Below are 25,000 nucleotides of genomic sequence, written 5' to 3'. Positions count from 1 at the left end.
CGGTAGGTCGTGCGGGCAGTGAGGAACCCCAACTTAATGGGTTTCACTCTCGGATTTGTCTTCGCTTCCCGGCCCGGAGGCCGTGTCGCTCTGACTCGCAATAAGTTACGGCAGGGCTAACAGCGAGTCAAATCGCCAGGTCAGCTCGGTATCTGCGCTGGTCAGCCACCCGCCGGCGCTACCCGGCGGCCGCTACTCGCACCACCCCGGCAATGTTGCGCTTGCCACGTCGCAACACCAGCCATCGGTCGTGCAAAAAGTCCGACGCCTGTGGTATCCACTCGTCGCTTTCGATTCGGACGTTGTTCACGTAGGCGCCACCCTCACCGACCGTGCGGCGCGCCTCCCCCTTGCTCTTGCACAGTCCGGTGGACACCAACAGATCGGTGATCGCGTCGGCGCTGCCGGGCTCCAGCTCGGCCACCTGTCCGTTACTCACCTCGCGCAGCGCCCCGGCCAGCGTCGCTTCGTCGAGTTGCGCGAGCTCACCCCGGCCGAACAGCGCCTGACTGGCCAATTCGACGGCGTCGGTGGCCGCCTGTCCATGCACCAGCGTGGTCAGTTCTCTGGCCAGCGTGCGTTGCGCGGCACGTTCGTGGGCCCGGGTCTCGGTGGCCTCGGCCAACGCGGCGATGTCGTCCGCCGTCAGGAAGGTGAACCACTTCAGATAGCCGACCACATCGGCGTCGGCGGTGTTGAAGAAGTATTGATACCAGGCATACGGGCTGGTCAGCTCCGGATCCAGCCAGATGTTGCCGCCACCGGTCGACTTGCCGAACTTCTTGCCCTCGGAGTCGGTGACCAGCGGCGTGGTCATGGCGTGCACCGCGGCACCCCGCTTCTGGCGCACCAGTCGAACGCCGGCCACGATATTGCCCCACTGGTCGGATCCGCCGATCTGCAATCCGCAGCCATACCGTTCGTGCAGCTGCACGTAGTCGTTGGCTTGCAGGAGCATGTAGCTGAACTCGGTATACGAGATGCCTTCACCCTCCAGTCGGCGGCGCACCGTGTCACGGTCGAGCATGACGTTCACCGAGAAGTACTTGCCGACATCGCGTAGGAACTCGATCGCCGACAACGGGCCGGTCCAGGACAGGTTGTTCTCGACGATCGCCCCGGTAGGTGAGTCGTCGAACTCGACAAAGCGCTCCAGCTGGCCGCGGATGCGCCCGGCCCATTCGGCCACGGTGTCGGTGGTTTGCATGACGCGCTCACCGCTGTCCCGCGGGTCACCGATCAGCCCGGTGGCGCCCCCGGCCAACACGATCGGACGGTGGCCGGCCTGCTGAAATCGGCGCAATGTGAGCAACGGGACCAGGTGGCCGGCATGCAGGCTGGGTGCAGTGGGATCGAAACCCGAGTAGACCGTGAGCGGCCCGTCGGCGAGCGCGTCCGCCAACGCGTCCCGGTCGGTCGACTGCGCGATCAGGCCGCGCCATTCCAGCTCATCAAGGATGCCCGTACTCACCCCGCCATCATCCTGTATCAGTCGCTGCTGCCCGGTACCGGAGCCCGCGGACTGCGCCGATAGGCGGACACCTCGGGGTGATCCGGCAGCCAGAACCGCCACGCCCGGTCCGCGGCGGTGCTCACCCCGACGCGGGGTCCCGCGATCCCCGGTATCGGGACACCGAGTTCCAGACGTATCGGACTGTCCGCGGCGAAAAGATCTATCCCGTTGTCCTCCATGGTGATTCCGAGTGCGGAACACAGATTCCCCGGGCCGCGGGCCAGCGCTCGCGGCGCCGGGGTCACGCCGCGGCGCCGGCGGGCCACCGGTTCACCATCATCGATGACGGCCGCTCGCAACAGCACCGCGGCCGCCGTGCCATCGTCACCACAGGCCACGTTGGCGCAGACGTGAATGCCGTGGCTGCGATAGGTGTAGAGCCGGCCGGCGGGTCCGAACATGACGGTGTTACGCAGGCGTGGACCACGAAAGGAGTGCGAGGCCGGGTCCGGCCACGGCCCGTCCGGCGGGCCGCCGTAGGCCTCGACCTCGACGATCGTCGCGGCGACCTCGCGGCCGTGCACCCGTGCGCCCAGCAAGCGACGGGCGGCCGCCACGGGATCGTCCGCAAGCGCCAAGACATCCACGCCCCCGATTGTGCACGCCCCCTTGACACCGACCGCCCGCGGGCGCATATTCATCACATGATGAGTTCATCAAACGATGAATTATTGCCGGCCGATCGCGGGGCCGCCGTCGAGGTGACAAACCTGCACGTCATCCGTGGCAAGCGCACCGCCCTCACGGATATCTCGGTGACCATCCGAGGCGGCACGATCACCGGACTGCTCGGCCCCTCCGGGTGCGGCAAAACCACCCTGATCCGGTCCGTCGTCGGCACCCAGATCGTCACGTCCGGCACCGTCACCGTGCTCGGCCACCCGGCCGGCAGCGCCGCCCTGCGCCGACGCGTGGGCTACGTGACCCAGGAGCCGACCATCTACCCGGACCTGCGGGTCATCGACAACGCGCGCTACTTCGCCGCGCTCTATGGCAGCGATGCGCACGCCGCGGACGAGGCTGTCGCCGCGGTGGGCCTGACCGACCACCGAACGGCGTTGTGCGCCAACCTCTCCGGCGGTCAGCGCACCCGCGTATCGCTGGCCTGCGCCCTGGTGTCACAGCCCGAACTGCTGGTACTCGACGAGCCGACCGTCGGGCTGGACCCGGTACTACGGGTGGACCTGTGGCAACAGTTCGACGAGTTGGCACGCCGCGGCACCACCCTGCTGGTGTCCAGCCACGTCATGGACGAGGCCGACCACTGCGGCGACCTGCTGCTGATGCGAGAAGGGCAGCTGCTCGCCCGCACCACCCCCGCCCAACTGCGAAAGGACACCGGATGTTCGTCACTGGAGGAGGCGTTCCTGTCCGTCATCCGGCACAGCACCGCCGCATGACGCCCACCCGGACACCGCGGCTGCGGGCATACCTGGCGACCACGATCCGCATCCTGCGCCAGTTGGCCGGCGATCACCGCAGCGTGGCCATGATCGTCGCGGTGCCGACCTTGATCATCACGTTGATGTATTTCATGTTCGAGGGTTTGCCGCACCGCCCGGGCACCCCGGCGCCGTTCAACAATGCCTGTCTGATCATGCTCGGTGTGTTCCCGCTGATCGTGATGTTCCTGATCACCTCGATCACCATGCAGCGCGAACGGGTATCCGGCACCCTCGAGCGCATCCTGACTACCCCGCTGCACCGGTTCGACCTGCTGGCCGCCTATGGAACGGCATTCTCCATCGCCGCCGCGGTACAAGCGACGCTCGCCTGTGTGGTCGCGTTCTGGCTGTTGGGTTTCCAGACCGCGGGCAGTCCCGCGCTGGTGTTTCTGATCGCCATCGTCAATGCCGTCCTCGGTGTCGGGTTGGGCCTGCTGTGCAGCGCCTTCGCCCGCACCGAGTTTCAGGCCGTCCAGTTCATGCCCCTGGTCATCGCCCCCCAACTGCTGCTGTGCGGGATCATCGTCCCGCGCGACCTGATGCCCGAATGGCTGCAGTGGATCAGCAATGCGCTGCCGGCCAGTTACGCTCTGGAGGCGCTACAGCAGGTCGGCGCGCACGCCGAACCGACCGCGATCGCCGTCCGGGACATCGCCGTCGTGGTCGGTTTCGCAGCTCTGGCACTGGCACTGGCCGCGGCAACTCTGCGGCGCCGGACGCCATAGCCGGCAGCACCGCCGCGATCGAGAGGAACACCGTGACCCGCAGCGCCGACCGAAAGCGTCCCGGGCGACCGCCGGGCAGCTCCGACGCCCGGGAACGGATCTTGGAAAGCGCTCGGGAGCTGTTCGCGCGCAACGGTTTCGACAAGACGTCGATACGTGCTGTCGCCGCGGGCGCCGGTGTCGACGGCGCGCTGGTGCACCACTACTACGGGACCAAACAACAGTTGTTCGCCGCCGCCATCGCGATCCCGATCGATCCCATGCAGGTGATCGGACCGCTGCGGGAGACCCCGGTGGAGCAGATCGGCACCGTTCTCCCGTCAATCCTCTTGCCGCTGTGGGACTCCGTACTCGGCAAGGGGTTCATCGCGACATTGCGATCACTGCTGGCGGGAGCCGACGTCAGTCTGGTCCGGTCGTTTCTGCAGGAGGTCATCGGCGTCGAAGTGGGATCCCGGGTGGACGACCCGCCCGGATCCGGAGCGATTCGGGTTCAGTTCGTGGCATCACAACTGGTGGGTGTGGTGATGGTGCGCTACATCCTCGAGCTCGAGCCGTTCGCGGGGCTGGCGCCGGAACTCATCGCCGAGACGATCGCGCCGAACCTGCAGCGCTATCTCACCGGGGATCTGCCCGCGCTGCGCTGAGCAGCCGATCGTGCTCTGCGTCATCGGTCACGGGCACCGCCTCGTCGACCAGCAGCACCGGAATGCCGTCGACGATTGGATATGCGCGGCGCAGCCTGGCGTTGTAGAGGCACTCCCCCGGCACGTATTCCAGCGTGCCGTGATCCTCGGGGCAGACCAGAATGTCGAGCAGCTTGGCGTCGAGACTCACCACGGCGACATGTCCCCACCCCAGCCGGGTGGGATCAGCGCATTGTTTCCGTCGTCGCCGGCCACGGGCGCCCAGGGCGCGGGAGCACCGGCCGAGCCCTGCCCGGGTGCACCGGAGCCGGCGGCGGCCTGCTGGTTCATCATCCGGCGCTGGTAGGACAGCGTGGCCTGCAGCGCGTCGATCAGCGGCTTCTGGTTGGGACGTGCATTCAGACCTTCGAGCAGGGCCTGGGAGTTGGCCGCCGAGGGCCGCACACCGCGCTGGCGCAGTGTCATGACCTGCTCGATGAGCTTGGACACCTGTCCACCACCGCTGCCGGTCTGGTACTGGTCGGAGATCATCATCAGCACCTGATCCGGGGAGACCTGCTGGGCCGGCTGTTCCTGGGCGGAGTCCGGTTCGGCTGACGCCAACGGCGCCAGGCCCAGACCTGCGACGGCCGCCGCACCGATGAGCGCGCCTGCCGTCCAGCGCCGCAATACTGTGCCGGTCACGGAGTTCTCCGTCGTCATCGCCAACCTCTCCCTTGCCCTCTCGGCGAGCCTAACAGTGCGCCCGCTGCCGGGCATCACGGCTGATCGCCGATGATCTCGGCACGCACGGCGGCCGTCATGCGCTTGTACAGCTTGGTATCGATATCGAAGTACCAGGTGTTACGCGACGCCTTCGGCATGCCCGCGGCACGCAGCGGGCCGATCTCGGGTCGGTAGGACGCGCCGAGGGTCATCGACGGCGCCACGTAGATCACCGCGGGACCGATGCCGAACCGCAGCGTCGCCATGGCCTCGTTGATCTCCGCACTGGGCAGGCTGCCACCGGGACGCAGCGTCACGGCCGTCACGACCAGCGGCTCGCCGCGCACCTCGAGGGGGTAGGTCACCGCAAGATCGACCGCGCCGGCCTGGCTGATGGCGTCGTTCACCGCAGCGGTGAACACCGGGCCGTCCGGCGTCCTGATCACCGAACTGCGGTTGTCGACGAGCCAGTAGTCGCCGTCCTCGTCACGGCGGAACAGCTGTTCGGTGGACACCCAGGTGTCGGCCGGCGCGAACACGCCGCGCTTCACCGACGCGGTCGGATCCACCGGCCCCCGCGGACGCGCCAGCAGCACGCCGATCTCGCCGGCGTCGGCACGACGCACGAAGCCGGAGTCTTCCTCCAGGATCAAGTCGTCGCCGACGTCGTAGGCAGCGAGTTCGACATACGGGCCGCCCGGTAGCGGACGCCCCTTGCTGCCGATCTTGACGCCCGCCACATTGGCGAGCACCGCTTGGCCGTCGGTGGTGGCGAAAAACTCGACCACCTTTGCCGGCGCGAACACCTCGACGACCCGCCGCCACAAGCCGGTCGGCATACCGGCGCCGATGAACAGCCGCACCGAATGTGTCCCGGACAGCGAGAACGACGGATCATCGATGACCTCGCGGAGCATCGCCCAGGTGTAGGACACCACCGTCACCCCGTACTGACGGATCTCGTGCACGAACCGGTCCGGCGCCAACCCGCGGGACAACGCGATCCGCGCGCCGGCCACCACCGCGCCGCCGAGGCTGACGAGCAGACCGGACGGATGATGCAGCGGCGTCAGGCAGTACACGGTGTCCCGGGTGCCGAGGTTGGCCGCCGACGCGGTGCCCAACGCGGACAGGGCCCACCGGTAGTTGGTGATCTGGCGGGCGACGAGTTCGCCGTTGATGGTCGCGAAGGCGACATAGGCGAGATCGCGGGCGAAGCCGGGGTTCGGCCGATACCAGCCGGGGAGCTCGACCCGGTCCGGGTCGATCTTCTCCATGTCGATGACTTCGGCGACATCGCAGCCCGATTCGGTCAGATGCAGGTCCCGCGCCTCCCCGCCGCCGAGCACCAGCACCCGCCGATCCAGCGTGCGGGCGATCTCCAGATTGGCCGGATCGGTCAGGATCTCCGCGACGCCACCGAGGCGCGCGGCTTCGGCGAGGTCGGCGTCCGGGGGCATCAGCACGGACACCGCGCCGAGCCGCGACAGTGCCGCGATCGCGACGAGCGCGCTCGGCCGGGTCTGCATCAGCACACCGACACGTACGCCTTGACGCACACCGACCTCGATCAAACCGCGCACCACGTTGTTGACGCGGCGGTCCACCGCTTCATAGGTGTGCACGCGGCCGTCGAACAACAGGAACTCACCACCGGGGTGGCTTTCGGCCTGCTCGGTCATGATGCGTCCGAGCGAAATCCGGGTGTGGTCATTGATCTGGCCGAGCCGCGCCAGGCGTGGCAGGGTGCGCGCCGTCTCGACGATCAGGTTGCGCGCGGATTTGTTGGTGGCCACCACCGCGTCGGCGGCCGAACGCGCCAGTTCGAAGGCCATCTCCGAGGCGGCGGCCGCGCCGTGCGCCACCCGCGAGGTCAGCGCCACACCACCGTCGATGGCGGATTCCGACGGCTGGGCGCCCATCGGCGCGATCTCCTCGGGCAGCGGCCCGTCGCCGCTGCGCCACTTGACCCAGGACGCGACCGTCGGCCAGGTCTGACCGGCGGCCTTGGATCCGACAACCAGACCGAAATGCCCTGTGCGGATGAGGTATTCATAGGTGTCCGCCCTGGGTGCGGCGGACTTGATACCGCGTACCGCCGCGGGCTGGCCGATATCGTCGACCTCACCGATCACGGCCAGCACCGGGCAGGTGATATCGGCGAGAGTGACCAGTTCTCCGCGAATGGAGAAGCCGCCGGACATCATCCGGTTGTGGGCGATGAACTGCTTGAGCAACTCGGAGATCGCCGGCCCCGACCAAGCGATCCAGCCCTCGGAATCGAGGAACCGGCGCTGCTGCTCACGCGGCAGCAGCGCCTCGCGGTCGTGGAGTTGACGCAGGAAATCCAGGCGCGCCTGTGCGGTCTTGAGCGGGTCGAGCATCTGGAATCCCGTGCGGGCCAGCCAGCCCGGGATGTCGATTCGGGAGAACACGTGGTCGGCCATGAAGTTCGCCGCCACCGCGCCCACGTTCGGCGGGATACCCATCGGCAGGGCGGCCAGGGTGTCCACCGGGGAGCCGAACCCGACGATGCTGGCGAGATCCTTCGAGCGCCGGTAGGCGGCGGTTTGATAGCAGAACATCCCGCCCTGGGAGTAGCCGGCGAGGTGCACGTCACTGCCGGTGACCTTCTTGACGGTGTCGATGGCCTCGCTGAGAGCGACCACGTGATCGGCCAGGTTGCGCTGCATGCCACCCTCGACCTGGTCCGGTGAGCCGAAATCGATGACCCAGGGATCCAGGCCCGCGGCGTGCAGGATGCCCACGGCGCCGTCCTCGCGGGTGACGTCCCACATATCGGCCGACATCATCATCGGGTGGACCATCAGCACCGGAGATCCCGGCGCCGCCGAACCGGGCCGGGTATCGGGTGGGAAGTACCGGCGCAACCGGTACATCGGCACGCTCTCGATGATCTGATACGGCGAGGGCACCGCGCCTGTTTCCAGACCGCCGTATCGCAGAACCTCGATACCGTTCTGCGCGGTGGCCAGGAATCGGCTCACCGGACCGGTGATCACTGAGAAATCCACCTACGCGCTCCCCTGACTGTGTGAGTCCCGATCCCCCGATTGCCACGACATCATGGCACAGCGCTGCTGGTCGGCCGCTGCGAATGTGGTCCACCCGTCGGCCTAGCCTGGTGGGGACATGGCGCATCTTCTCGGGGCTGAGGCCCTCCATCTGCAATACCCGACCAAGGTCGTATTCGATTCCGTCTCCCTCGGCGTCAACGAGGGCGACCGGATCGGCATCGTCGGCCGCAACGGCGACGGAAAGTCCAGTCTGCTGGCCATGCTGGCGGGCCGCGTCACGCCCGACTCCGGACGGGTGACCGTCCGCGGCGGGGTCCGCATCGGCGTGTTGGACCAGGGCGACACCCTGGATCCCGACGACACCGTCGGGCATGCCGTCGTCGGCGACACCCCCGAGCACGAATGGGCGGGCGACCCGCGCGGCCGCGACGTCATCGCCGGGTTGCTGGGCGGGCTGGCCTGGGACGCCGTGCTGGGCACGCTGTCGGGTGGGCAGCGGCGCCGGGTCGCGCTGGCCCGGTTGCTGGCCGGGGACCATGACGTGCTGGCCCTCGACGAGCCGACCAACCATCTCGACGTCGAGGGCATCACCTGGCTGGCCCAGCATCTCAAGCGGCGTTGGTCGCCGTCCTCGGGCGGGCTGCTGGTGATCACCCACGATCGCTGGTTCCTCGACGAGGTGTGTACGACGACCTGGGAGGTGCATGACCGCATCGTCGAACCGTTCGACGGTGGTTATGCCGCCTACATCCTGCAGCGGGTCGAACGCGACCGGCAGGCCGCCTCGAGTGAGGCCCGCCGGCAGAATCTGGCCCGCAAGGAATTGGCCTGGTTGCGCCGCGGCGCCCCGGCCCGCACGTCCAAGCCGAAGTTCCGTATCGACGCGGCCAACGCGTTGATCGCCGATGTACCGGAGATCCGGGACAAGGTGGCGCTGCAGTCGCTGGCGGTCACCCGGCTGGGCAAACAGGTGGTGGATCTGCTCGACGTGTCGGTGAGCTACGCGGAGCGCGAGGTCTTGAAGGATGTCGAGTGGCGGGTGGCCCCCGGCGAGCGAACCGGCATCCTCGGCGTCAACGGGGCGGGAAAATCGACGCTGCTCGGCCTCATCGACGGTTCGGTGCAGCCCACCGAGGGTCGAGTGAAGCACGGCAAGACGGTGCAGATCGCCACCTTGACCCAGGGCGTCGACGAACTGGCCGATCATCTCGACGAACCCGTTCGGGTGGTGTTGGCCCGGCTCGCGACCACCTATACGTTCGGCACCGGCTCCAAGGCCCAGGAGCTGACGCCGGGGCAACTGCTGGAACGCCTCGGCTTCGCCAGCGCGCAACTGTCCACACCGGTCAAGGATCTCTCCGGCGGGCAGCTGCGACGTCTGCAGCTGCTGCTGATCCTGCTCGGGCAGCCCAATGTGCTGATCCTCGACGAGCCGACCAACGACCTGGACACCGACATGCTGGCGGCGATGGAGGATCTGCTCGACTCCTGGCCGGGCACCCTGATCGTGGTCAGCCACGACCGCTACTTCCTGGAGCGGGTCACCGACCAGCAGTACGGGATCCTCGGCGGGCACCTGCGCCACCTGCCCGGCGGGGTCGACGAATACCTGCGCCTGCGCGCCGCGCACGCCGAGACCACCGGCCCGGCGCCGGTCAAGTCGGCCGCCCAGGACGGCCTGTCGGGGGCCGACCTACGCGCGGCACAGAAGGAGATCTCGTCGATCGAGCGCCGGCTGGAGAAGCTCACCGGGTTGATCGACACCGCGCACATCAAACTGGCCGAGCATGATCAGAACGATTACGAAGGGCTGCAACGCCACACCGGCACGCTGCGCGAGCTGGAAACCGAGGTCGCCGAACTCGAGGAGAGGTGGCTGACGCTCTCCGAGTCCATCGGCTGACGGGCACCCTTACCATGAGTGCCGTGCGATACGTGCTGGCGCCGCTGACGCTGTTCGTGCGCTACTTCCCGCAGTTGGTGGCCTGCTACCTGGTCGGCTATCTCGGCCGTCAAGGTGCCATCGAGTGGGCCGCGTGGGCCGGGTACGACAACGACCTGTGGGCATCGCTGATCATGCCGCTCGCCGGTATGGCCCGGCTCGGGTCCTACGTGGCGATGTTCCTGGTGATCCGGCCGGGCATCCCGGCGCTGGCCGGGTTGCCACCGCGCTCCGCGCGCCAGATCGACATCTTCGCCACGGTCATCGTGCCGTTCTTCGCCATCTATCTGGCCTGGCAGATGTTTCGGGAGGACTGGCTGGAGTTCGAGTACCGCGCCGTGCCCTACCGAGTGGGTAAGGCGCTGACGTCCACCGCGACCGAGATCGACCCTGAGATGCTGCCCGTCGGCACGATGACCTTCGTCATCGTCGGCATTGCGCTGCTGTCGCGCTTCGTCCTGGGACGGTTCAAGGACCGGATGCCGACCTGGCTGCTGCCGTTGCAGGTGTACCTGGACGCGCTGTGGGTGTTCCTGGTCCTGACGTTCTCGGCGAGCAAAGGGGTCACCGTCCTGATCAACCCGTCGGCGTGGCTTGCCGAGCGTCGGATCGTGGTGTGGTTCAACGAGACCCGTGAGAGTGTGTTCTCCCACCTCCAACTGCTGGAGTCGCTCTGGAAGGCCGTGGTGTGGGCGATCACGACCGTATTCGGTGGTGCGGCGGTGCCGCTCATCTGGCTGGCCGTCGCGTGCATCGTCTACGGCGCGACGACCAAACCCGACTGGCACGCGGAGGCACGGCGGCTGGGCGGCGAGCGGGTGGGCCGGTGGATCGACCGCTCCGCGCCCCGCCGAACCCGGCTACACACCGGGTGGCAGCGCATCCCCGGGAAGGTCCGCACCGAGGTGCGCGACCAGTTGACCGGACAGATCGGCAAGTTCAAGCCGATCACCGATTCCGCCCATGTGATCGTGGCCGGGGGTCCGCTCGCGATCGCACTGTATGTCCTGGGCTATCTGGGCCTTGCCTGGCTGGACATGTCCGGCAGCTTCTACCGGGCTCAGATCGGGTCCGGCTACCTGCTGCGCGGCATGAGTTGGCTGTTCGGCCCGAACGACATCACGTTCTGGTTCGGCACCTGGGACGGGCTGGGCCTGATCTCGCACGCCGTCATCGAATCGTTGCGGGTGTGCCTGATCGCCGCGACGTTGGGATGGTGCGTGCAACGCTGGAATGCCAAGGCGGCGAACGCTACAGCTGAAGCCGCAGCAGTATCGAACCGCTGAGGTCTCTGATGTCGACCGCTGTCGGCTCGGCCGTCGCAGGGATGGTGAAGGTCCACGGCATCGAGGTCGCCGCGCCGCAGGGCGGCCCGTTGGCACGCCACGACCGCTCACCGTCGAACAGATAACCCACGCAGGCGAATCCGGCCTCCGTCGTCCCGGAACGCTCGACGAGCACGTTCATCAGCACGGTGCCCTCGGGAAGGGGCGCACCGGAACGTTGCTTCGTGGACCGGCTGACATTGCGGACCGACCAGCTCTGCCCGTCGACGACCACCGACTCACCGGTCGAGGCGCTGTGCGCGGGTCGCACCGTGGCGCGGTAGCGCTCCCATGCCGGCCCGGAGATGAACGTGACGCTCAGCGTCGCCGCGGCTGCGGCCACCGCGGCGCCGATCACATTGCGTTTCCACAGCGGCAGCCTCATGTGCCGACCTGCACGGTCGGCGCCAACCGAACGAAATCGGTGCGGTCGACCCGCGGATCGTCAAGGGGCATGTCGATCACCAGCCGGGAATCCATCCTTCCGTCGCCGACCCACAGCCGCAGTGTGATGGTCTGTGCCCCGGCGGCGACCAGGTCCGCGGGTACATCGAACACCCACGAGCTGTGCACCGAAATGCCGGGGGTGAGCGAGCCCGCCAGCGGCATGAAGTCGAGGCGACCGGTGAACTTGTAGGTATTGGGCCCGACGATCAGTTCGGAACTCAGGTTCTGGTCGGTGCGGGTGGTCATCGCCTCACCATCGATCACGATCCAGATGCCGACGGCGTCCAGGACCGGCGAGGTTTCCCGGTCCTTGCGAATTCGCGGGGCGATGCGCACACCGTCGACCCGGGCGGTGATGGCCCGCCCGGAGACGGCCTGGCCGACGCCGGCCCGGACATCGAAGGGGCCGTACACATCATCGGGAGTGGGTAGGCGGTGCCACAGCACGGCTGCGGCCACGATGATCACCGCGGTGGCGACGGCGCGCAGCACGCCGGGCCGCGTCGGTCGCGTCACCGTGGACCGCCCACCGGCACGGTGAGCCGCGCGTATCGGGCCTCGTCGCGCACCCAACCCTGGCTGTAGGTTGCACCGAGCTTGCGGACCTCCCTCAGGATCCGGACAGCCACCTCGTCGCCGACGGACAACGCCTCCGCAGGGAGCTCCCACACCAGCACGACCTCGTCGGCGAGACCCGGGCCGAGAACGATCTCGCCCGTGCCGTCGGCCACCCGCATGGAGGACAGGAAATGGGCACCGGGCCGGCCGGGTAGTTCGATCGGGTTGTACACGGCGCCCGGCAGGGTGCTGTGATTGCGCACCTTCATCACCAGCCCGAGATAACGTCGGCCCGGTTTGTCGGAGAACAGCACCCGTTTGCCGGCGCGCACCTCGTCGACCAGCGTGGCCCGCTGCACCGTCATCTCGAATCGACCGTTGTCGAACATCTCCCCCGGCTTGAGATCGGTGATCTGTTTGTTCACGGTGTCCAGTCCACCGAACGCAGCGGTGGCCACCAGGACGGCCACCAGGCCTGCCCGGCGCCACTCCTTGAAACCCCAGCCCGACAGCCAGCGCCGAACACGTCCGGTAACCGTGGTGGCGGCGCTCCCCCGAGCCGTTTCCATGGCTGCCGATACTACCTAGCGCAGCTTGATCCGCAGTTCGTCGAGGGCGTCGCGCAGCACCCCGAGCTGCCGCGCCACCTGCACCGGCGCGGTGCCGCCCCGGGCGTCGCGCGAGTCGACCGAGCCCGCGATGGTCAGCACCTCGCGCACCTGCGCGGTGAGGCCGGGATGAATTCCGGCGAGCTCGTCATCGGCGAGTTCCTCCAGGCCTACCCCACGCGCCTCGGCAGCTTTGACCGCCGCACCGGCGGCCTCATGTGCAATCCGGAACGGAATACCCTGGCGCACCATCCATTCGGCGATATCGGTGGCCAGTGTGTAGCCCAGCGGCGCCAATTGTGCGATCCGGTCGGTATCGAAGGTCAGCGTGCCGACCAGTCCGGCCATGGCCGGTAGCAGCAGCCGCAGCTGAGCCACCGAATCGAATACCGGCTCCTTGTCCTCCTGCAGATCCCGGTTGTAGGCCAGCGGCTGCGCCTTCAGCGTCGCCAGCAGCCCGGCCAGGTTCCCGATCAGCCGGCCGGACTTGCCGCGGGCAAGCTCGGCGATGTCGGGGTTCTTCTTCTGCGGCATGATCGAGCTGCCGGTCGACCACGAGTCGTGCAGCTTGACGTAGCCGAACTCGGTGGTGCTCCACAGGATGATGTCCTCGGCGAGCCGGGACAGGTCCACCGCGATCATCGCGAACACAAAAGCGGCTTCGGCGGCGAAATCGCGTGCCGCCGTGGCATCGATGGAATTCTCCGCGGCGGAATGGAAGCCCAGTTCGGCAGCGATCGCATCCGGGTCGAGCCCCAACGAGGATCCGGCCAAGGCCCCGGAACCGTACGGGGACACCGCTGTTCGCTTGTCCAGATCGATGAGCCGGTCGGCGTCGCGCAGCAACGGATGAGCGTGGGCGAGGAGATGATGAGCCAGCAGCACCGGCTGCGCGGACTGCAGGTGGGTCTTGCCCGGCATGATCGCGGTCGGATGCGCGGCGGCCTGGGTGCTCAGCGCGGCCGCCACGTCGAGCACACCGTTGCCGACCGCCTTGATGGCGTCGCGCAACCACATCCGGAACAGCGTGGCCACCTGATCGTTACGGGACCGTCCGGCGCGCAGCCGGCCGCCGAGCTCCGGCCCGACCCGGTCGATGAGGCCGCGCTCCAGCGCGCCGTGCACATCCTCATCGGTCGGCAGCGGGCCGAAGCTGCCGTCGGCGACGTCTGCGCCCAGACTGTCCAGGCCGGCCAGCAGGCCGTCGCGCTGCTCGTCGGTCAACAGGCCGGCGCGGTGCAGCACCCGGGCGTGGGCCGCCGAGGCGGTGACGTCATAGGGTGCCAGCACCCAGTCGAAGTGCGTGGACTTGCTCAGTGCGGCAAGGGCATCCGATGGGCCGTCGGCGAACCGGCCACCCCACAGCGCCCCTTCATTGGTGGTGCTCATCTCACTTCTTCCCCGCGAGCAGACGCAAATGGCCGCGATTTCGGCTGATTCTGCGGCCATTCACGTCTGCTCGGCAATCAGAGTCCCAGGTCGCGCTTGGCCGAGATCTTCGACGACAGCCCGTGCACATGCACGAAACCCTTCGCCGAGGACTGGTCGAAGCTGTCGCCCTCGTCATAGGTGGCCAGGTTGAAGTCGTACAGCGAGGTGGGGCTGCGGCGGCCGTTGACCGCGATGTGCCCGCCGTGCAGCACCAGCCGGATCTCGCCGGTGACATGCTCCTGGGTGTGCGCGACGAACGATTCCAGCGCACGCTTGAGCGGCGAGTACCAGAGCCCGTCATAGACCAGCTCGCCCCACTTCTGGTCGGTGCCGCGCTTGTAGCGACCCAGCTCGCGCTCCAGCGTGACGTGCTCGAGCTCGGTGTGCGCGGTGATCAGCACCATGGCGCCGGGCGCCTCATAGATCTCGCGGCTCTTGATCCCGACCAGGCGGTCCTCGACGACGTCGAGGCGGCCGACACCCTGTGCCCCGGCACGCCGGTTGAGCTCCTCGATGGCCTGCAGCACCGTGACGGGTCGACCGTCGATCGATGTCGGCACGCCCTTTTCGAAGCCGACGATCACCTCGTCGGGGGTGCTCCAGTTGATGGTGGGGTCTTCGGTGTAGTCGTAGACGTCCTTGGTCGGCGCATTCCAAAGGTGCTCCAGGAAGCCGGTTTCCACCGCGCGGCCCCAGACGTTCTGATCGATCGAGAACGGCGACCGCTTGGTGACGTTGATCGGGATCGCGTTCTCCTCGGCGAAGGCGATGGCCTTCTCCCGGGTCCACGCGTAGTCGCGCACGGGGGCCAGCACCTTCAGCTCGGGCGCCAGCGAGGCGAACCCAACCTCGAAACGGACCTGATCGTTGCCTTTTCCGGTGCACCCGTGTGCCACGGTGCCGCCCTTGTGTTCGCGGGCGGCAGCCACGAGGTGCTTGACGATCAGCGGCCGGCTGATCGCCGACACCAGCGGGTACCGGTCCATGTAGAGCGCGTTGGACTGGATGGTCGGCAGGCAGTACTCGTCGGCGAACTCGTCGCGGGCGTCGACCACGACGGCCTCCACGGCGCCGCAGTCGAGCGCTCGCTGCCGGACGACCTCCATGTCCTCACCACCCTGCCCGAGGTCGATGGCCACGGCCACGACCTCACGCCCGGTTTCCTTGCCGATCCAGCTGATCGCCACCGAGGTGTCCAGACCGCCGGAATACGCCAGGATGACGCGCTCGGACATTGGTTGATCTCCTTATTTCTTTCGGGTCCGGGGACCGCTTACTTCAAGTTCTCGAACATGATCGCGAGCTCGGCACCGGTCATCGGCTCACGCGCCATCACGAAGATGGTGTCATCACCGGCGATGGTGCCGACAACCTGGGGCAACGATGCCCGGTCGATGGCGCTCGCGAGGTAGTGCGCCGCCCCCGGCGGGGTGCGCAGCACGGCGATGTTTGCGCTGGCATCGGTGGACACCAGTAGCTCGCCGAGCAGTTTGGTCACCCGCTCTGTGCCGCCCGAGACACCACGCACCGGGCTGCCGTCCTCGGGCACGACGTAGACACCGACGCCGCCGTCGGCGCCGCGGAGCTTCACCGCACCGAGTTCCTCCAGGTCCCGCGACAGGGTCGCCTGAGTGACCTCGATCCCCTCGGCGGACAACATCGCGGCCAGCTCGCTCTGACTGCTCACCGCATTCGCGGACAGCAGGGTGACGATGCGGGCCTGGCGACCGACCCGGGTCGGTGAACTCACGTCAGGAACGCTCCAACAGCCACGCCAACAACGCCTTCTGCGCGTGCAGCCGGTTCTCGGCCTCGTCGAATACCGCGCTCTGCGGACCGTCGATCACCTCGTCGGTGATCTCGTGCCCGCGATGCGCCGGAAGGCAGTGCAGCACCACCGCTTCCGGGTCGGCAAGGGCAAGCAGATCGGCGTTGAGCTGGAACGGCCGGAACGGGCGCACTCGGTCCAGCCCGTCGTTCTCCTGCCCCATCGAGGTCCAGGTGTCGGTGACCAGGACGTCGACGCCGTCCGTGGCAGCCTTCGGGTCGTCGGAGAGGGTGACCGTCGCCCCGGTCTCGGCGGCCCGACGCCGGGCGGCGTCGACAAACTGCGGGTGCGGCTCGAAACCGGCGGGCGCGGCGATGGTGACGTTGATTCCGGCGGTGACCCCACCCAGCATCAGCGAATGCGCCATGTTGTTGGCCCCGTCGCCCAGATAGGTCAAGGTGAGCCCGGCCAGACCGTTTTTGCGCTCGGCGAGGGTCTGCAGATCGGCCAGCACCTGGCAGGGATGGAACTCGTCGGAGAGCGCATTGACAATCGGGACGGTGGCACCACTCGCCATGGCGGCCAACCGTTCCTGGGCGAACGTCCGCCACACGATGGCGTCGACATAGCGGGACAGCACGGCGCCGGTGTCCTCGAGGGTCTCCTCCCGGCCGAGCTGCGTGCTGCGGCCGTCGACGACGACGGCGTGTCCGCCCAGTTGGGCGATGCCCATCTCGAAGGAGAACCGGGTGCGGGTGGAGTTCTTCTCGAAGATCACCGCGACACCGCGCGGTCCCTCCAGCGGCCGACGGCTGAACGGCGCCGCCTTCAGGGCGGCGGCCAGTGCCAGCACCTCGGCCTGTTCATCGGGTGTCAGGTCGTCGTCACGCAGAAAATGTCGGGTCATGCTTTACCCCTTGGCTCCCTTGTCGAGCACCGCAGGCAGTGCGGTGAGGAATTCGTCGATCTGGGTGTCGGTGATGATCAGCGGCGGGGCCAACCGGATCACATCGGCCGCGGCCGCGTTCACCAGGAAGCCGGCCTCGCGTGCGGCGGCCTCGACCGCCTTGGCCTTCTCGGCGGTCAGCACGATGCCGAGCAGCAGACCCTTGCCGCGGACATGGCTGACGAGCGGGTGCTGCAATTCCTCGACACCGTGGCTGATGGCCTTGCCGAGCACGCCGGCCTGTGCGACGAGGTCCTCGGCGGCCAGCGTCTGCAGCACCGCAAGTGCGGCCGCGGTGCACACCGGGTTGCCCCCGAAAGTGCTGCCGTGCAGGCCGGGTGTGAGCAGGTCGGCGGTGTCGCCGATGGCCAGGCAGGCGCCGATGGGCAGCCCACCCCCCAGGCCTTTGGCCAGCGTGACGATATCGGGGGTGATGCCGTCGTGTTGGTGGGCATAGAACATCCCGGTGCGACCGATCCCGGTCTGCACCTCATCGAGGACCAGGAGTGCGCCGCGGGCCGCGGTGATCTCGCGCGCCGCGGCCAGGTAGCCCGGCGGGGGGACGACGACGCCGCCCTCCCCCATGATCGGCTCCAGGAACACCGCGGCGGTGTCCTCGGTGACGGCGTCCGCCAACGCGGCGGCGTCGCCGTAGGGCACGAAGGTGACCTCACCGGGCAGCGGCTCGAAGGGCGCCCGTTTGGCGGGCTGGCCGGTCAGGGCCAGCGATCCCATCGTCCGGCCGTGGAAACCGCCCTCCGCGGCCACCACCTTGGTGCGTCCGGTCAGCCGGGTGATCTTGAAGGCCACCTCGTTGGCCTCGGTGCCGGAGTTGCAGAAGAACGCCCGCGCCGGTGCGCCGAGGTGATCGACAAGCTTTTCGGCCAGCGCGATACCCGGTTCGGTGGCATACAGATTGGAGGTGTGCCCCAGGGTGTTGAGCTGCGTGGTGACAGCCTCGATGACGGCAGGGTGGCGGTGGCCCAGCAGATTGACCGCAATGCCGCCGAGCAGATCCAGGTAGCTCTTGCCGTCGGTATCGGTGACCACCGCACCGTCGCCGGCGGCCAGCGCCAGCGGCGGGGTGCCGTAGTTGTTCATCATCACGGCTTCCCACCGCGTCTGCAGACTCATGAGGCGGGCACCACTTTCGTTCCGGTTCCTTCATCGGTGAAGAGCTCGACGAGGACGCAGTGTTCGACGCGACCGTCGATGACGTGCGCGCTCGGCACCCCGCCGTTGACGGCCCGCAGGCAGGCCTCGATCTTGGGCACCATGCCGGATTCCAGCTTCGGCAGCAGCTGGGTGAGAGCGGCACCGTCGATCTCGCTGACCAGTGAATTGCGGTCCGGCCAGTCGGTGTAGAGGCCCTCGACATCGGTGAGCATCAACAGCTTCTCGGCGCCGAGCGCCTCGGCCAGGGCCGCGGCGGCGGTATCGGCATTGATGTTGTGCACCACCCCGTCCATATCGGGGGCAATGGTGGACACCACCGGGATACGGCCCGCGGCAATGAGATCCAGCAGCGACTCCGCGTTGACGTGCTCGACGTCGCCGACCAGTCCGATATCGGTGGCGACCCCGTCGACGGTGACGCTGCGCCGCACCGCGGTGAACAGCTGGGCGTCCTCACCGGTGACGCCGACGGCGTACGGCCCGTGTGCATTGATGAGGCCGACGAGTTCGCGGCCGACCTGACCGAACAACACCATCCGCGCGACATCGAGCACCTCGGGTGTGGTGACCCGGAAGCCGCCCTTGAAGTCGCCCGCGATGCCCAGCTTCTTGAGCATGGCGCTGATCTGCGGGCCGCCGCCGTGCACGACGACCGGCCGGATACCGCAGTTGCGCAGGAACACCATGTCGGCGGCGAAGGCCGCCTTGAGGGTGTCGTCGGTCATGGCGTTGCCACCGTATTTGACCACGACGATCTTGCCGTGCAGCTGCTTGAGCCAGGGCAGCGCCCCGGCGAGAACGGATGCCTTGGTCGTGGTTTCGGTCATGAGCTGTATGCCGAGTTCTCTTCGACGTAGGCGTGCGACAGATCGGTGGTTCTGATGGTCGCGCTCGCGTCACCGGCGAACAGCTCGATCAGCACGTCGATGTCCTCACCGGACAGATCGACCTCCCGAGCACCTGGGGCGCCGGCCCCGTCGACGCAGACCGGTGAACCGTTGAACGACACGCTGATTCGCTGTGGGTCCAGGGCGACCGGGGCGATACCGACCGCGGCCAGCACCCGGCCCCAGTTGGGGTCGGAGCCGAACAGCGCGGTCTTGACCAGGCTGTCGCGGGCGACCGCGCGGGCCGCGACGAGGGCTTCTTCCTCGTTCGCCGCACCGGCCACGGTGATGGCGACCCGCTTGGTGACGCCCTCGGCGTCGGCCTGCAGCTGGGCGCACAGGTCATCGCACACCGCCAGCACCGCGGCGTCGAGATCCTCCTGGCTGGGGGTGACCTCGCTGGCGCCGGAGGCCAGCAGCAGCACGGTGTCGTTGGTCGAGCAGCTGCCGTCGATGTCGAGGCGGTCGAAGGTGCGCCCGGTGGCCTTGTTCAGAGCGGCGCGCAGCATCTCCGGACCGGCCACCGCGTCGGTGGTGATGACCACCAGCATGGTGGCCAGCGAGGGCGCGAGCATCCCGGCCCCTTTCGCCATTCCGCCCACCGTCCAGCTGTCTGCATGCAGCGCAACCTGTTTCGGCACGGTGTCGGTGGTCATGATGGCCCGGGCGGCTTCCTCTCCGCCGGTCAGCCCGCCGGCCATCTCGTGCACGATCTCGGTGACACCGGCCAGCACCTTGTCCATCGGGAGCCGGTCGCCGATCAGCCCGGTCGAGCAGACGGCGACCTCGATGGCACCGGTCTCGGTGCCCCAGTCGCTCAGCGCCGCGGCCACGGCCTCGGCGGTGGCATGGGTGTCCTGGAAGCCCAGCGGGCCGGTGCAGGCGTTGGCGCCACCGGAGTTCAGGATGACCGCGCGCAACCGTCCGGTGGTGAGGACCTGCTGGGACCACTGGACCGGTGCCGCCTTGATCTGATTGCGGGTGAACACGCCGGCGGCATGGTGGTCAGGGCCCTCGTTGAACACCAACGCGAGGTCCAGCTTTCCGGATGCCTTGATACCGGCCGGGATACCGGTCGCGCGGAAACCCGCCGGCGCGGTCACGCCTTGGGTCCTGACGAGCTTGACGGTCACGGCGCCACTCCCACGGTCGACAGTCCTTCGGTTTCGGGCCAGCCCAGGGCCAGGTTCATCGATTGCACGGCGGCACCACCGGTGCCCTTGGTGAGATTGTCGATGGCACAGATCGCGACCAGCACGCCGGCGTCCTCGTCGACGGCCACCGCCAGCTGAGCGGCATTGCTGCCGATGACCGAGCCGGTCTTGGGGAGCTGACCCTCCGGCAGCAGATGAATGAAAGGTTCGCCACCGTAGGCCTTCTCGTAGGCGGACCGCACCTCGGCGTCGGTGGCCGAAGTCGGCGCGGTGCAGGTGGCCAGGATTCCGCGCGAGGTGGGGATGAGCACCGGCGTGAAGGACACCGTCACGTCCTTGTCGGTGACCCTGCGCAGGCCCTGGGCGATCTCGGGAGTGTGCCGATGCTTGCCCGCGATGTTGTACGCCCGCGCCGATCCGATGACCTCGGAACCCAGCAGATCGACCTTGGCCGACTTGCCGGCGCCGGAGGTGCCGCTGACCGCGACGACGGTGACGGCCGGCTCGGCGAGGCCCGCCTCGATGGCCGGCAGCAGGGCCAACAGGGCCGACGTCGGGTAACAGCCGGGTACCGCGATGCGGGTCGCACCGACGAGGGCTTCCCGGCCGCCGGGCAGTTCGGGCAGGCCATAGGGCCAGGTGCCCGCGTGCGTGCCGCCGTAGAACTTCTCCCAGTCCGCGGCATCGGTGAGGCGGAAATCCGCACCGCAGTCGATGATGACGGTATCGCCGAGTTGGGCGGCGAGTTCGGCGGAATGCCCGTGCGGCAGGCCGAGGAACACGACATCGTGACCGGCCAGCAGCTCGGCGTCGGTGGGCTGCAGAATCCGGTCGGCGAGTGGCAGCAGGTGCGGGTGATGCTCACCGAGCGTGCTGCCCGCGCTGGCAGCGGCGGTGAGCGCACCGATGCTCAGCCGCCCGTCCGCATAGGCGGGGTGGCCGAGCAGCAGGCGCAGGATCTCCCCGCCCGCGTACCCACTGGCACCGGCGACGGCTACTGAGGTCATGCTCCGATCCTTGCATTGTTATGCAGTTGGATGCAAACTCATTAGTCCACGTGTCGGCGAGCAGACGCAAATGGCCGCAAATTGCGGCGATTTCCCGGCCATTTGCGTCTGCTCGGGGGAGAAATCAGGCGCGCTGAACCGCGCCCACCCGCTCGGCCGCGGCGGCCACCGCGGCGTCCCGCGCGGCACTGGCCTCGTCCTCGGTGAGCGTGCGGTCGGCGGCCCGGAACCGCAGGGCCAAGGTCAGCGACTTGCGCCCCTCCCCGATCTGCGGGCCGGTGTACACATCGAACAACCGCACATCTTCAAGCAGGGCTCCGGCGCCGTCGCGGACCGCGTCGACCACGGCGGCGGCGGCGGCATCCTCGGCCACGATGAGGCTGATGTCCTGGAACACCGCCGGGAACGGTGACACCGCGGGGGCGGGCAGGCGTTCGGTGATCGGCACTGCGTCGAGGTCGAGTTCCACCGCGCAGGTACCGGCGGGCAGACCCGTGCGCTCGATGACCCCGGGATGCAGTTGGCCGGCGTACCCGATCGTCAGGTCGCCGATGCGCACCTCGGCGCACCGGCCCGGGTGCCACGGCAGCTCCTGGGCGGCGTGCAGGGTGAACTCCACCCCGGCCGCGCGGCCGATCACCCGGACGGCCTCGAAGGCGTCGGCGGCCTGCACCGGCCGGCCGGCCCCCCACGGCCCGGCGGGTTCGCGCAGGCCGGTCAGCACCACCGCGACATGCTCGGGCTGGTGCGGCAGTGAGCCGTCCAGCCCGGCGATCTCCGCGGCCGTCGGGCGGCGGTCGGTCGGGATGCGGTCGACGGCGCGGGTGTCCGCCGTCTTGAGCGCCACGTGTGAGATCGCGAACAATGCGGTGTCCACCGCACCGCGGGAGACATTGCGCGACAACGCCTCCAGCAGACCCGGCAGCAGGGTGCTGGCCAGGTGTGGGCGGTCGGCCTCCAGCGGGTTGAGCACGGTCACGACCGAACGCCGTGGGTCGTCGGCCGCAAGACCCCAGGTGTCGAACACGCCCGCGGGTAGGAACGGGGTCGGCAGCACCTCGACATAACCGCTGAGCGCCAACGATTTCCCGAGCGCACGGCGGCGCTTCTGCACCGGCGTCAGCCCGCGCCCGGGGGGCGCGAGCGGCAGCACCGACGGGATCGCATCCAGGCCTTCCAGGCGCAGCACCTCTTCGACCAGATCCGCGGGTTCACGCAGGTCGGTGCGCCAGCTGGGCGGGACAGCGGTGATCCGGTCGCCGTCCTCGGTCACCACGGCGCCGATCTGGGTGAGCCGTCGCGCCGCAACACCGGCCGGATAGCTCACGCCCGCAACACGGTCCGGCAGATCCACCGGAATGCTCACGGCCGCCGGCGACCAGTCCTCGCGCGGCGGGTCGCCGCGCCAGTCGGTCAACGTGGGCTCCACGACGCCGCCGGCGATCTCGGCGAGCAGCGTCGCGCAGCGATCCAGCGCGGCCACCGAGATGGCCGGGTCGACCGTGCGCTCGTAGCGACGTCCGGCCTCGCTGGCCAACCGCAGCCTGCGCTGGGTGCGTGACACCGCCGCCGGATCCCACACCGCGGCCTCCAACAGCACGTCGGTGGTGGAATCGCGCACCTCGGTGGTGCCCGCACCCATCACGCCGCCGATCGCCGCGGTGGCGACGTCGTCGACGATCAGCACGTCACCGTCGTTCAGCGTGCGGGTGACGTCGTCGAGCGTGGTGACCTGCTGCCCCGCCTCGGCGAACCGCACGGTGAACGCGCCGGTGATCAGCGACCGATCATGCGCGTGCATGGGATGGCCGAGCTCGAGCATCACGTAGTTGGTCACATCGACCGCCGGTGAGATGGCGCGGATGCCGGACAGCAGCAGCCGTCGCTGCAGCCACCACGGCGACACCGCGGCCGGATCGATGCCCGTGACCGGACGCAACCCGAAGCGCTGCACACCGGTACCGGGCTGCACGGTCAGCGGCCAGGCCTCACCCTCGACGGGCAGCGGCGCGATATCGGCAGGGTCGACGAAGTCCAGGTCCAGCGCACACGCGATATCGCGGGCCATGCCTCGGATGGACAGGCAGTAGCCCCGGTCCGGGGTAATGGCCAGGTTGAACACCACATCATCGAGGCCGACGACGTCGATGGCCGACGCACCGGGCTCGGCGGTGCCCGGCGGCAACACCATGATCCCGGAGTGGTCTCCGCCGAGGTTGAGTTCGGATGCCGAACAGATCATTCCGTCGGAGGTGCGGCCATAGGTCTTGCGTTTGGCGATGGTGAAGTCACCGGGCAACGTGGTTCCCGGCAGGGCCACCACCACGAGATCGCCGACCGCGAAGTTGGTTGCCCCACAGACGATATCGCGGGGCTGCCCATCGAGGTTCTGGGAGCCGACGTCGACCTTGCAGGCTCGGATGGGCTTCTTGAACTCGGTGAGCTCCTCGATCTCGGTCACCCGGCCCACGGTCAGCGGTCCGCTGACCGGGCCGACCGGGATGATCTCTTCGACCTCGTGGCCGATGCGAATCAGTGTCTGCTCGAGCTCGGAGACCGACATGTCCCAGCCCGGTGCGCCGGCCCGGACGGTGTCACGCAACCAGCTGTAGGGAACGCGCATCAGGCACCCACCCCGAACGGCAGGGAGAACCGGACGTCGCCCTCGACCATGTCACGCATATCGGGAATACCGTTGCGGAACTGCAGAGTTCGTTCAAGACCCATCCCGAACGCGAAGCCGGAATACTGCTCAGGGTCGATCCCGCAGGCGCGCAGCACATTCGGGTTGACCATGCCGCAACCGCCCCATTCGACCCAGCCCGGTCCGCCCTTCTTGTTCTCGAACCAGACATCGACCTCGGCCGACGGTTCGGTGAACGGGAAGAAGTGCGGACGGAACCGGGTGCGCCCGGCCGGCCCGAATTCGGCGCGGGCCAGCGCGTCCAGCGTGCCGCGCAGATTGGCCATCGTCAGCCCCTTGTCCACGGCGAGGCCCTCCACCTGGTGGAAGACCGGGGTGTGGGTCGCGTCGAGCTCGTCGGTACGGAAGGTGCGGCCCAGCGAGATGATGTACACCGGCAACTCGCGGTCCAGCAGCGCGCGAATCTGCACCGGTGAGGTGTGCGTGCGCAGAACTTGACGCGAACCCTCCGGGGCGATCTGGAAGGTGTCCTGCTCGCTGCGCGCGGGGTGGTCCGGCGGGAAGTTCAGCGCGTCGAAGTTGAACTGCTCGGTCTCGACCTCGGGCCCCTCGGCCAGCTCCCAGCCCATCGCGACGAAGGTGTCGGCAATGCGTTCGGTGAGCAGGGTGATGGGGTGACGGGCACCGATCGGCTGGCGGGTCGACGGCAGCGTGACGTCGATCCGCTCGGCCACCAGTACCGCGGCGTCACGCTCAGCCCGCAGCGCGATCAGACGGTCGTCATAGGCCTGCTGCGCCTCGGTGCGTGCCACGTTGACCCGTTTGCCGGCATCGGCGCGCTCGGTCTTGGGCAGCGAACCCAATGCCTGACGCGCCAGCGCGATCGGGGATCGGTCACCGAGGTGTTCGGTCTTGGCCCGAGCCAGCGCGTCCAGGTCGGCGGCCGCTTCGAAAGCCTGCCGGGCCGCGCTCACCGCGTTGATCAGGCCTTCTTCTGAGAGCTCCGCCACCCGGCGATCATAGGTGATGCCGAT

Annotated in this window: 23 protein-coding genes; 5 read left to right on the top strand and 18 right to left on the bottom strand. The window is 68.3% G+C overall.

Annotated elements, in window-relative coordinates:
* Nucleotides 1–178 precede the first annotated feature (178 nt).
* Together tyrS and A7U43_RS14510 are read right to left on the bottom strand one after the other, a co-directional pair.
* A complete protein-coding gene (gene tyrS / locus A7U43_RS14515) occupies nt 179–1,471 on the bottom strand; it encodes a tyrosine--tRNA ligase (RefSeq protein WP_067996419.1) in 1,293 nt (430 codons plus the stop codon).
* Nucleotides 1,472–1,488: 17 nt separating this feature from the next.
* Nucleotides 1,489–2,148 carry a DNA-3-methyladenine glycosylase gene (locus tag A7U43_RS14510; protein WP_156526125.1) on the bottom strand — a complete coding sequence of 220 codons (660 nt, stop codon included), beginning with the start codon at nt 2,146–2,148 and terminating at the stop codon, nt 1,489–1,491.
* Nucleotides 2,149–2,157: 9 nt separating this feature from the next.
* Between A7U43_RS14510 and A7U43_RS14505 the strand changes: the two genes are divergently transcribed.
* The 3 genes from A7U43_RS14505 to A7U43_RS14495 are packed head-to-tail and all read left to right on the top strand — an operon-like array spanning nt 2,158 to nt 4,330.
* Nucleotides 2,158–2,913, top strand: coding sequence for an ABC transporter ATP-binding protein (locus tag A7U43_RS14505; RefSeq protein WP_067996416.1), 756 nt, complete (start codon nt 2,158–2,160; stop codon nt 2,911–2,913).
* The gene (locus A7U43_RS14500) at nt 2,910–3,683 is read left to right on the top strand and encodes an ABC transporter permease (protein ID WP_231963315.1); all 774 of its coding nucleotides are present in this window, start codon (nt 2,910–2,912) and stop codon (nt 3,681–3,683) included. The genes A7U43_RS14505 and A7U43_RS14500 overlap by 4 nt, the downstream gene beginning before the upstream one ends.
* A gap of 32 nt (nt 3,684–3,715) precedes the next feature.
* The gene (locus A7U43_RS14495; protein ID WP_067996411.1) at nt 3,716–4,330 is read left to right on the top strand and encodes a TetR/AcrR family transcriptional regulator; all 615 of its coding nucleotides are present in this window, start codon (nt 3,716–3,718) and stop codon (nt 4,328–4,330) included.
* Here A7U43_RS14495 and A7U43_RS14490 read toward each other — a convergent pair.
* The 3 genes from A7U43_RS14490 to A7U43_RS14480 all read right to left on the bottom strand — a co-directional run bounded on the left by A7U43_RS14490 (nt 4,302) and on the right by A7U43_RS14480 (nt 8,070).
* Entirely contained in the window at nt 4,302–4,523 is a 222-nt protein-coding gene (locus A7U43_RS14490) for a Trm112 family protein (RefSeq protein WP_156525924.1), read from the bottom strand. The two genes, A7U43_RS14495 and A7U43_RS14490, sit on opposite strands and share 29 nt — an antisense overlap.
* Complete coding sequence (locus A7U43_RS14485) at nt 4,517–5,014, bottom strand: hypothetical protein (protein WP_156525923.1); 498 nt, start codon at nt 5,012–5,014, stop codon at nt 4,517–4,519. Before A7U43_RS14485 ends, A7U43_RS14490 begins: the two co-directional genes overlap by 7 nt.
* A gap of 74 nt (nt 5,015–5,088) precedes the next feature.
* Nucleotides 5,089–8,070: an acyl-CoA synthetase gene (locus A7U43_RS14480; RefSeq protein ID WP_067996404.1), complete on the bottom strand. Its 2,982-nt coding sequence runs from the start codon at nt 8,068–8,070 to the stop codon at nt 5,089–5,091.
* A 118-nt stretch (nt 8,071–8,188) separates the two neighbouring features.
* Here A7U43_RS14480 and A7U43_RS14475 point away from each other — a divergent pair, with 118 nt between their 5' ends.
* Together A7U43_RS14475 and A7U43_RS14470 are read left to right on the top strand one after the other, a co-directional pair.
* Nucleotides 8,189–9,976 (top strand): ABC-F family ATP-binding cassette domain-containing protein, encoded by a 1,788-nt coding sequence (locus tag A7U43_RS14475; protein ID WP_067996401.1) that lies wholly within the window; start codon nt 8,189–8,191, stop codon nt 9,974–9,976.
* Nucleotides 9,977–9,990: 14 nt separating this feature from the next.
* A complete protein-coding gene (locus tag A7U43_RS14470) occupies nt 9,991–11,301 on the top strand; it encodes a hypothetical protein (protein ID WP_067996398.1) in 1,311 nt (436 codons plus the stop codon).
* Here A7U43_RS14470 and A7U43_RS14465 read toward each other — a convergent pair.
* The 13 genes from A7U43_RS14465 to pheS form a co-directional block, all read right to left on the bottom strand.
* On the bottom strand, nt 11,267–11,725 hold the full coding sequence (locus tag A7U43_RS14465; protein WP_067996395.1) for a hypothetical protein: 459 nt from the start codon (nt 11,723–11,725) through the stop codon (nt 11,267–11,269). The two genes, A7U43_RS14470 and A7U43_RS14465, sit on opposite strands and share 35 nt — an antisense overlap.
* Complete coding sequence (locus A7U43_RS14460) at nt 11,722–12,303, bottom strand: hypothetical protein (RefSeq protein ID WP_067996391.1); 582 nt, start codon at nt 12,301–12,303, stop codon at nt 11,722–11,724. Before A7U43_RS14460 ends, A7U43_RS14465 begins: the two co-directional genes overlap by 4 nt.
* Nucleotides 12,300–12,914 (bottom strand): hypothetical protein, encoded by a 615-nt coding sequence (locus A7U43_RS14455; RefSeq protein ID WP_067996388.1) that lies wholly within the window; start codon nt 12,912–12,914, stop codon nt 12,300–12,302. The genes A7U43_RS14460 and A7U43_RS14455 overlap by 4 nt, the downstream gene beginning before the upstream one ends.
* 15 nt (nt 12,915–12,929) lie before the next feature.
* Nucleotides 12,930–14,342: an argininosuccinate lyase gene (gene argH, locus A7U43_RS14450; RefSeq protein ID WP_067996384.1), complete on the bottom strand. Its 1,413-nt coding sequence runs from the start codon at nt 14,340–14,342 to the stop codon at nt 12,930–12,932.
* A 77-nt stretch (nt 14,343–14,419) separates the two neighbouring features.
* The gene (locus A7U43_RS14445; protein ID WP_067996382.1) at nt 14,420–15,619 is read right to left on the bottom strand and encodes an argininosuccinate synthase; all 1,200 of its coding nucleotides are present in this window, start codon (nt 15,617–15,619) and stop codon (nt 14,420–14,422) included.
* A gap of 38 nt (nt 15,620–15,657) precedes the next feature.
* Nucleotides 15,658–16,134 carry an arginine repressor gene (locus tag A7U43_RS14440; RefSeq protein WP_067996379.1) on the bottom strand — a complete coding sequence of 159 codons (477 nt, stop codon included), beginning with the start codon at nt 16,132–16,134 and terminating at the stop codon, nt 15,658–15,660.
* A 1-nt stretch (nt 16,135) separates the two neighbouring features.
* Nucleotides 16,136–17,059 (bottom strand): ornithine carbamoyltransferase, encoded by a 924-nt coding sequence (gene argF, locus A7U43_RS14435; protein ID WP_067996376.1) that lies wholly within the window; start codon nt 17,057–17,059, stop codon nt 16,136–16,138.
* 3 nt (nt 17,060–17,062) lie between these two features.
* Nucleotides 17,063–18,232, bottom strand: a complete 1,170-nt coding sequence (locus tag A7U43_RS14430; RefSeq protein WP_067996373.1) for an acetylornithine transaminase — start codon at nt 18,230–18,232, stop codon at nt 17,063–17,065.
* Nucleotides 18,229–19,101 carry an acetylglutamate kinase gene (argB, locus tag A7U43_RS14425; RefSeq protein WP_067996370.1) on the bottom strand — a complete coding sequence of 291 codons (873 nt, stop codon included), beginning with the start codon at nt 19,099–19,101 and terminating at the stop codon, nt 18,229–18,231. The genes A7U43_RS14430 and argB overlap by 4 nt, the downstream gene beginning before the upstream one ends.
* Nucleotides 19,098–20,336 carry a bifunctional glutamate N-acetyltransferase/amino-acid acetyltransferase ArgJ gene (argJ, locus tag A7U43_RS14420; RefSeq protein ID WP_411289571.1) on the bottom strand — a complete coding sequence of 413 codons (1,239 nt, stop codon included), beginning with the start codon at nt 20,334–20,336 and terminating at the stop codon, nt 19,098–19,100. Before argJ ends, argB begins: the two co-directional genes overlap by 4 nt.
* A complete protein-coding gene (argC, locus tag A7U43_RS14415; protein ID WP_067996364.1) occupies nt 20,291–21,322 on the bottom strand; it encodes an N-acetyl-gamma-glutamyl-phosphate reductase in 1,032 nt (343 codons plus the stop codon). Before argC ends, argJ begins: the two co-directional genes overlap by 46 nt.
* A 124-nt stretch (nt 21,323–21,446) precedes the next feature.
* Nucleotides 21,447–23,945, bottom strand: coding sequence for a phenylalanine--tRNA ligase subunit beta (gene pheT / locus A7U43_RS14410; protein WP_067996362.1), 2,499 nt, complete (start codon nt 23,943–23,945; stop codon nt 21,447–21,449).
* Nucleotides 23,945–24,976 (bottom strand): phenylalanine--tRNA ligase subunit alpha, encoded by a 1,032-nt coding sequence (gene pheS / locus A7U43_RS14405; RefSeq protein ID WP_067996359.1) that lies wholly within the window; start codon nt 24,974–24,976, stop codon nt 23,945–23,947. Before pheS ends, pheT begins: the two co-directional genes overlap by 1 nt.
* Nucleotides 24,977–25,000: the final 24 nt, after the last annotated feature.

Origin of the sequence: Mycobacterium adipatum, assembly GCF_001644575.1 — a bacterium.
In the GTDB taxonomy this organism is placed as follows: Bacteria; Actinomycetota; Actinomycetes; order Mycobacteriales; family Mycobacteriaceae; genus Mycobacterium; species Mycobacterium adipatum.
This window is presented reverse-complemented; position numbering and strand designations above follow the sequence as displayed.